The 7,357-nt window shown below is 38.9% G+C and carries 6 protein-coding genes; 2 read left to right on the top strand and 4 right to left on the bottom strand.

Features of this window, described 5'->3' with window-relative positions; all coding sequences use genetic code 11:
• Positions 1-336 precede the first annotated feature (336 nt).
• Genes ACE1CC_RS12785 through ACE1CC_RS12775 form a run of 3 tightly spaced genes read right to left on the bottom strand, consistent with a single transcriptional unit; the run spans position 337 to position 4,466 of the window.
• Positions 337-717, bottom strand: a complete 381-nt coding sequence (locus ACE1CC_RS12785; protein WP_413270818.1) for a response regulator — start codon at positions 715-717, stop codon at positions 337-339.
• Positions 689-3,610 carry a PAS domain S-box protein gene (locus tag ACE1CC_RS12780; protein WP_413270817.1) on the bottom strand — a complete coding sequence of 974 codons (2,922 nt, stop codon included), beginning with the start codon at positions 3,608-3,610 and terminating at the stop codon, positions 689-691. Before ACE1CC_RS12780 ends, ACE1CC_RS12785 begins: the two co-directional genes overlap by 29 nt.
• A gap of 58 nt (positions 3,611-3,668) precedes the next feature.
• Positions 3,669-4,466, bottom strand: coding sequence for a sensor histidine kinase (locus tag ACE1CC_RS12775; RefSeq protein ID WP_413270816.1), 798 nt, complete (start codon positions 4,464-4,466; stop codon positions 3,669-3,671).
• Positions 4,467-4,651: 185 nt separating this feature from the next.
• On the opposite strand from ACE1CC_RS12775, the gene ACE1CC_RS12770 reads away from it, so the two are divergent.
• Positions 4,652-4,825, top strand: coding sequence for a hypothetical protein (locus ACE1CC_RS12770; protein WP_413270815.1), 174 nt, complete (start codon positions 4,652-4,654; stop codon positions 4,823-4,825).
• Positions 4,826-5,054: 229 nt separating this feature from the next.
• Positions 5,055-5,519: a universal stress protein gene (locus tag ACE1CC_RS12765; RefSeq protein WP_413270814.1), complete on the top strand. Its 465-nt coding sequence runs from the start codon at positions 5,055-5,057 to the stop codon at positions 5,517-5,519.
• Positions 5,520-5,553: 34 nt separating this feature from the next.
• On the opposite strand, the gene ACE1CC_RS12760 is transcribed toward ACE1CC_RS12765, so the two are convergent.
• Complete coding sequence (locus ACE1CC_RS12760; protein WP_413270813.1) at positions 5,554-7,122, bottom strand: iron uptake porin; 1,569 nt, start codon at positions 7,120-7,122, stop codon at positions 5,554-5,556.
• Positions 7,123-7,357 lie beyond the last annotated feature (235 nt).

The following is a 7,357-nucleotide window of genomic DNA, read 5'->3' as shown; positions in this document are numbered from 1 at the left end:
CAATTACTTTTTTCGAGTAATTGATTATCACAAGTTATTTGTTAAATCATTAACTCGAAGAAAACTTATCTATCACTCTTACTCCATTAGCTAGTTAATCATCCTTTTCCTTTTCTGTTACTTTTTCAGCAAGCCCTACTTGCTGATGATTCAGTCTCAGGTGCTTTAGTCTCTCCATCAATCCTATTAGCAATACCGCAACGTTGTTGCGGTGAGCAGTTACCTAACTTTTTAATATCATGTCCGGTTGATCAGCAATAATATCTTTTTTACACGACCCTGTAGAGAAGTTATATATAACGTTTCTACAGAATGGGTAATTGATCGAACATGATATTAGTCATCCCAGTTAAGAATTAATCGAACTTGCTGGACTAAATCCGGTGCTTTGAAAGGTTTGGTAATAACTCCGGCGATCGCTAATTGAGCAAACCTTTGGCGATCGCTTGCTTGTGCTTTAGCTGTCAATAAAATAATCGGAATTAAGCGAATTATAGGATTAACTTGCATTTGTTGGAAGGCTGTAATACCATCGATTTCTGGCATCATTACATCTAGCAAAATCGCATCTGGTTGCTCAGTTTCCGCAATGATAATACCAGCTTGACAAGAATCTGCAACCAAGGTTTCCCAAGCAGCTATCACTCGGAATGCAACTGGGATTACTTGACGGATTCCTGGTTCATCGTCAATTAATAGGATACGTTTCTTTGCCATTGAGATCGCCCTCTGAAATCGGTAAAGTGAAATAAAAACTGCTGCCTTTTCCTAATTTGCTTTCTGCCCAGATTCGCCCTCCATGCTGTTGAATGATACTTCGGCAAATTGCTAATCCTAATCCGGTTCCGCCTTTCTGACGAAAATCCGAAGCATCTACCTGCTGAAACCGCTCAAAAATGCTTTCTAGCCAATCGCTGGGAATGCCACGCCCGTAATCTTTGACCATAAATTTCATGAATGTGGCAGAGAATAAATTATGTACAGATGTTTCCTGAAATGTCTCTACATGAATTTGAATAGTTGAATGTACGGGAGAAAAACGAATTGCATTACTGAGTAGATTTATGAGAACTTGAATTAAGCGATCGCGATCGCCTTGAATGGGACGAGATATCACAGATACTTCAAATTTGATATTTGATTTATTTGCTAAATCTTTCATTTGATTGATCGCACTTTCAATCAAATGCGCTGGGTAACAAAGCTGTTTTTCAATATGAAATTCACCAGAATCAAGTCTTTCTAAATCGAGGATATCATTCACTAAACGCACTAGGCGATCGACACCTTCTGTCGCCACACGAATCATCCCTTGCCCCTCTTCTGATGTCGGTTCAACTAATTGTTGATCCAGCAAACTTAAAGCAACTTGCATAGAAGTTAAAGGAGTTCGTAGTTCATGACTAACAATAGAAACAAATTCACGTTTGAGACGCTCTAATTTATGCTGTTCGGTAATATCTTCACCAATTCCAATAATACCGATTGTATTTCCCACAGGATCTTGCAGGGCAGTATTATTCCAAACAATAATGCGTTCTTCTCCTGATTTTGTGATAATTCTATTCTGATAATATGAATACTGAACCCGCTGTTCTAGTAAATTAACAAAATGGTCTTTTGACACTTGCCATTCTTGAGGAACTACAAAAGTTTTTAACCATTCTTGAGAAATAATTTCTGACTCTTTGTAGCCTGTAATAGAAGAGAAAAAAGGATTGACATACTCAACAAACCCTTGGGTATCTAATCCCACCACCATTAGTTGTACTTGATCTAAAAGACTTCGCCATCTGCGATTCCATTCTCGCAAGCTGGCTTCGGTTTGTTTGCGATCGGTAATGTCCATCACCGTTCCCACCCAACCAGTTATCTGTCCTTGGGAGTCAAAAACTGGCTCACCCCGAACTTCGATATATCGCACTTCCCCATCCCGTCGCACGATTCGCAGATCTGCTTCACAACACTCTCCGGCTGCTAGACGAGCTTTCACCAACTGTTGATTGATCCATAAATCATCAGGATGAATCAAGCGATCCATTTCTTCCCCTACTGGCGCTTTTTGACTTGGATCGAGTTGATGAATCCGATACAATTCCTCTGACCAAGTACAAGTTTGGCTGGCAATCTCATACTCCCAACTGCCGATATGAGCAATTTTTTGCGCTCTGGCTAAATTTGCTTGGCTTTGACGGAGTTGTGCTTCTACTCGTTTACGATCGGTTACATCCAACAGTGTGCCAAATAACCCAATCAGTTCCCCTCGCTCATTAAATGTTCCCGGCTTTGCTTTAGCTTCGATATAGCGAATTTCCCCATCTGGACGAATAATTCGCAGATCGTATTCATAAGGTTCACCCCTAAGTGATGCGTTAACAATTTCTTGATGAATTTCTAAATCATCAGGATGGACATACTTTTCTCGCTTTTGCAAATCAGCCACAAAACTGTTGGGATCGAGTCCATGAATACGATAAATTTCTTCAGACCAGGAAATTTTTCTATCTTCTTGCTGCCATTGCCAGCTGCCCACATGGGCAATCCGTTGAGCCTCTCGTAGAGCAAATTCACTTTGACGCAATGCTTGTTCTACTCGTTTGCGATCGGTTACATCCAGCGCCGTACCATACAAGTGCAACAATTCTCCCTGCTCATTGTAAACTCCCGGTTCTCCCCGTGCTTCAATGTAGCGGATTTCCCCATCGGGACGAATAATGCGTAAATCAAATTCAAAGGAGTAACCTGCCTGGGCTCGCTCGACCAATTTTTGATGTTCAGCTAAGTCGTCTGGATGAATTAAACGTTCTATTTCTTTCCCTTGTGGTGCAGGTTGATTAGGGTCGAGTCCATGAATTCGATACATTTCTTGGGACCAAATGACAGTTTTTTTCTTACAATCCCAATGCCAACTTCCCACATGAGCAATTCGTTGGGCAGTACGCAGATTAAATTCACTTTGGTGAAGTGCTTCGATCGCTTGTTTATACTTTGTAATTTCTACTACAATACCACCGATCGCGATCGCTTCACCCGTAGGGCTGGAAATGGGAAAAAAAGAGTTCATCCAATGTCGTAAAACTCCTGGTTGACTGGGTGCATAACCAGATACTTCTAAATTAGAGATTGGTTCCCTTGTCTCTATTAAAGTCTGGAACAAGGGAGTTAAAGTAGGGGCAAGTTCGGGCAACAAGTCAGGTAAAAATTTACCCAAATGGAACTCAATGGAATATCCATTAATATCTGCTAACGTTTGATTTATATGGAGGAATTTTAAGTTTGTATCAACGATAAATAATCCAATATTAGATTGAGTTGCGGCATTAAAAAAACCAGCGAACAATTGCTCTTGCTCGATGAGTTCTTGGTATAGCTGTTGCCCGGTATCGCTCTCTTTTTCTTTTGCTTGTTGGGAGAAATTTTTCTCTTGCTGCAACTGTAAAACCTTGGTTCTGGTTGCCCCCTTTGCGGAGTGATTTCCATTCACACTATGCAAAGGCGGCAATCTAAAAGAAGAATTCCAGCCTGAATGCTGTTTGAGGGTCGCTACCTCGGCTCGTAATGCCTGCAATTCTTGAATTAGTTGCTCTTTGGTTTTTGTGCGATCGTCCACTCTGGTTTTCCCTTTTGACACCCTCATCTATCTTAAGGTATACATCTTTAGATGGGAATTAATATTTCTTTGGATAGATGTGAAAATCTGTGTTTTTGATTACTGGTAAGGCAACATAAAAAATACTACCCTCCCCCAATGTACTTTCAGCCCAGATTTTTCCTTGGTGTTCTTGAATGATTCGATCGCAGATTGCTAATTCTAATCCCAACCCTCCATACTTGCGAGTGTCTGAGGAATCGACTTGCTTAAAGGGTTGAAAGATTTCTTGTAGTGCAGTCTCAGGAATTCCCGCACCTTGGTCTTTAATTGCAATCAAAACGTAAGGTAAAGTAGGTAAATCTAAAGATTTTCCGGTTTGAACTATTGTGGCAGTTAACCAAACTTGGCGATCGCTAGGAGAAAACTTAATCGCATTATCGAGAAGATTGGATAAAGCGCGACTTAAATAATAATCATCTGCCTTTAAAGGAATAAAGCTAGGAATATCTAAATTGATCCCAATTCGCTGCCCAGTTGCTGTTAATTGTACTTTATCTACAATACACTTAATTAAAGCTGCCCCATCCAAGGGATGCTTAAACAGAGAATTTGTTTTATGTGTGATTTCGTACCAATCAAGAATATTCTGGATGGTGTGGGTTAAGCGATCGATATTATCCGCAGCTAAGGTTAAGAGTGATTGAGCTTCCAGAGATTGCTCGTCTTGTTGACAAATTTGCAATAGGTCGAGCGCTGCTTGTAGAGAAGCGATCGGAGTACGGAGTTCGTGACTAAGCACAGAAAGCAATTGCTCGCTCGGATCTTCAGAAGGATTCACCATCTCCATTTTATCTTGATAATCATAAGCTTTCATGGATATTCTGATAAATACTAACTTAAAAATTTTACTTGGGAAAAGTGTAAAATAAGTGAAAGAAATAATTACAATCCTCATTAAATGTAAATTTCACCTCTTTGTCACTTTTTTTCGGTATCATAAGTTGATTTGCAAAGAAGATCAGTAAGAATTACTTTGCCATATCTTAAGGAGCAAAATAGGTGGCTAATAAAACAAAAATTATCCTATCATTGGCGGCTTTACTCGTTGCCTTTATAGGTGTTAGTCTATTTGTTGACATTGGCTTAATCAAATGGTTTAACTGCTCCAGCCCCTTTACCCCTCCCCAAGATAAAGCCTCTGATGTTTGCCAGAATCTCAAAACTGCTCCCTAAACATTCGTTTCCTAACTTAATTGTGTTAAGCTATGTTTAAGCTGTTACGCATTTAAAAGTTATATTGTAGGGTGCGTCAGAAGGGGATATTTTCCTTTCTATGTAAGGCTTTACTGTCTGACGCACCCTACTCGTTAATAAGTAATTTAAATGCGTAACAGGTTAACACAATTACCATTGATAGCGAAGCGAAATTAAACTGTAAAAAAGTCTTTCTATTTTGGAGGGTATGATGAAAATTTTAGTTGCTGTTGATGAATCTGAATCTAGCCACAAAGCTTTTGAACAAGCACTGCGTTTAATTAATCACCAAGATACAACCTTCCTGGTTTTAGGAGTTGAAGAACCCGTAATAATTCCCTCTATGTCTCCTGTACCTGGTGTTTTTGGAGAAGCCCCATCAACTGTTTGGCAAGAGGAAACAGAGGCAGTGGAATTGGAAGAAAAACAAACTAAGTCAGCTATCCTATGGGCAGAAAATCTTTGTCATGAAAAAGGCGTTCAGTTTATATCTAGGTTAGAATATGGCGAACCAAAAAATGTTATTTGTGATGTTGCTCAACAGGAAAACTGCGATTTAATTGTAATTGGTTCTCATGGTTATGGAGTCATTGAGCGAGTGCTGTTAGGAAGCGTAACCGATCATGTTGTACATCATGCTCATTGTGCTGTTTTGGTAGTTCGGGAATCATAATTTGGCACTTGGGAAGCGATCGCAAAAGAACATACTAAAAACTAAAAGTAGTCCGAATTGCACCAATCCAAGCATTAGGATTACTTTCCACATTATAAGGATTCACTTGCCGAGTAATGCTCGGAGTAATAGAAATATTGTCGTTTAGTTGATAACGGTAATAAACTTCAGCAATCAACCCTGTATTTTTGGATTGATTAGCTAAATCTCTAGTGTAAGGTGGTACACCTGCTAAAATTCCCAGTTGACTACCATCAGGAGTATTCCAAGCAAAAGTTGCTTGATAACTCCAAGCATCATAATCTGGGCGAGATCCAATTCCCTGAACCTTAGCATAAACAAAACCACCGCCGATATTAAATTGTCTATTGTTACCCAGTTTAAAGTTAAATTGAGTTGCATAGATATTTGAAATTTGAGTTGTAGATTCAGTAAGTAAATTAGGTTGATAACCTGCTAATAATAAAACCGCACTACCAAAATTACGATTCACGTAAGAATTAGCATAGTAAAAGCTGATATCTAACCAATCACTTAAATAATTTAATTGAGTATTGAGCGTATAAGAACCATTAAACAAACCAGCACCAGCAGAGGGAATATTGGGTATTGGTGCGGAGGTAAAACCAAAATCCCAAATCCAATTTTTGCTCAATTTAAAATTAAGAGAAGCACCAGCACCCGTAGTTGGGTTATTGTACTGATATTGCGGGGGAAAACTGAAGTTAGAAAGCGATCCTTGAGCAGAGTTATTTAATGGGCTAATAGTTGTAGTTACAATATCAGCAGAACCCGCACCAGAAGCAAATAAGTTGACTTGAATGCGATCGCCAATGGGAAAACTATAAGATAAATTATCAATAATTACCGAATTGTTTGGCGTTCCATCTTGGGGAATAAAAGAGAATCCTTCTGGGTAAACATTGAAAGATTGAGCATTATAAGCTAATAGCTGGGCGCTTAATAAATTCTTTCCTGTAAAACTAGTATTTAATGTTAGTTGTAGGACATTAGCGAATATTGCTCGATCGTCGTTAGTAACAGAAGTTTTTAGATCAGCTTGGATTAGTGGACGTTGGCGATCGCTAATTGGTACAGCAAATGCAAAAATAGCTTGACCACTCAGTTTTGTAGTAGTGGAAAACGGTTGTTTTTCCAATGCTAAGGTGCGTAGTTCGAGGGCGGTAATGCGATCGCGCAAACTAGCCAATTCAGTAGTAAAGTCTTCTTGTAACTTACTGATAGTTTTCCAATCTTCCATGTGAATAAAAGTGGCAGAATTAGCAGCAATTAATTCCTGGATTTTGTCTAAACAAACATTAAGTCCAGCAGCAAATTCATAACGCGACAACGCCCGATTACCTCGGTAAGTTTTATCTGGATAACCTGCAATACAACCATAACGTTCTACCAAAGATTGTAAAGCTTGAAATGCCCAATCTGTAGGATTGACATCAGAGAGTTGGGAAACAGAAGTAACCTGTTCTAAAGAATTGTTAATTGCTTCTGGATCGTCGAATGTAGATATTTCTTCTCCATAAGCTGAACTAACTGTTATAGATAGAAGGAACAGTTTGATAAGTAAAGTTTTGACAACCTTCATTTTCAGGGAGCTTAGTTGTAGAAAATTGCTATTAGTACATTATCAAACATCTGATTGTGAGAGTTCAATAAATTATTGTATTGATTACAGGACTTGGCTATTTCGGATTCATGGTGAGAAATGTTCATAGGTGTTACAAACTTTGAAAACGGTGCGTTAGGCACGGGAATTTAATTATTGGTTGAAATGCTGAATTTGTTATCCGTGCCTAACACACCCTACAGTTAAATAAGAT

Source organism: Floridaenema aerugineum BLCC-F46 (genome assembly GCF_041929345.1).
Classification (GTDB): Bacteria; Cyanobacteriota; Cyanobacteriia; order Cyanobacteriales; family Aerosakkonemataceae; genus Floridanema; species Floridanema aerugineum.
Note: the sequence above shows the minus strand (reverse complement) of the source record. Positions and strands in the feature narration are given on the sequence as shown.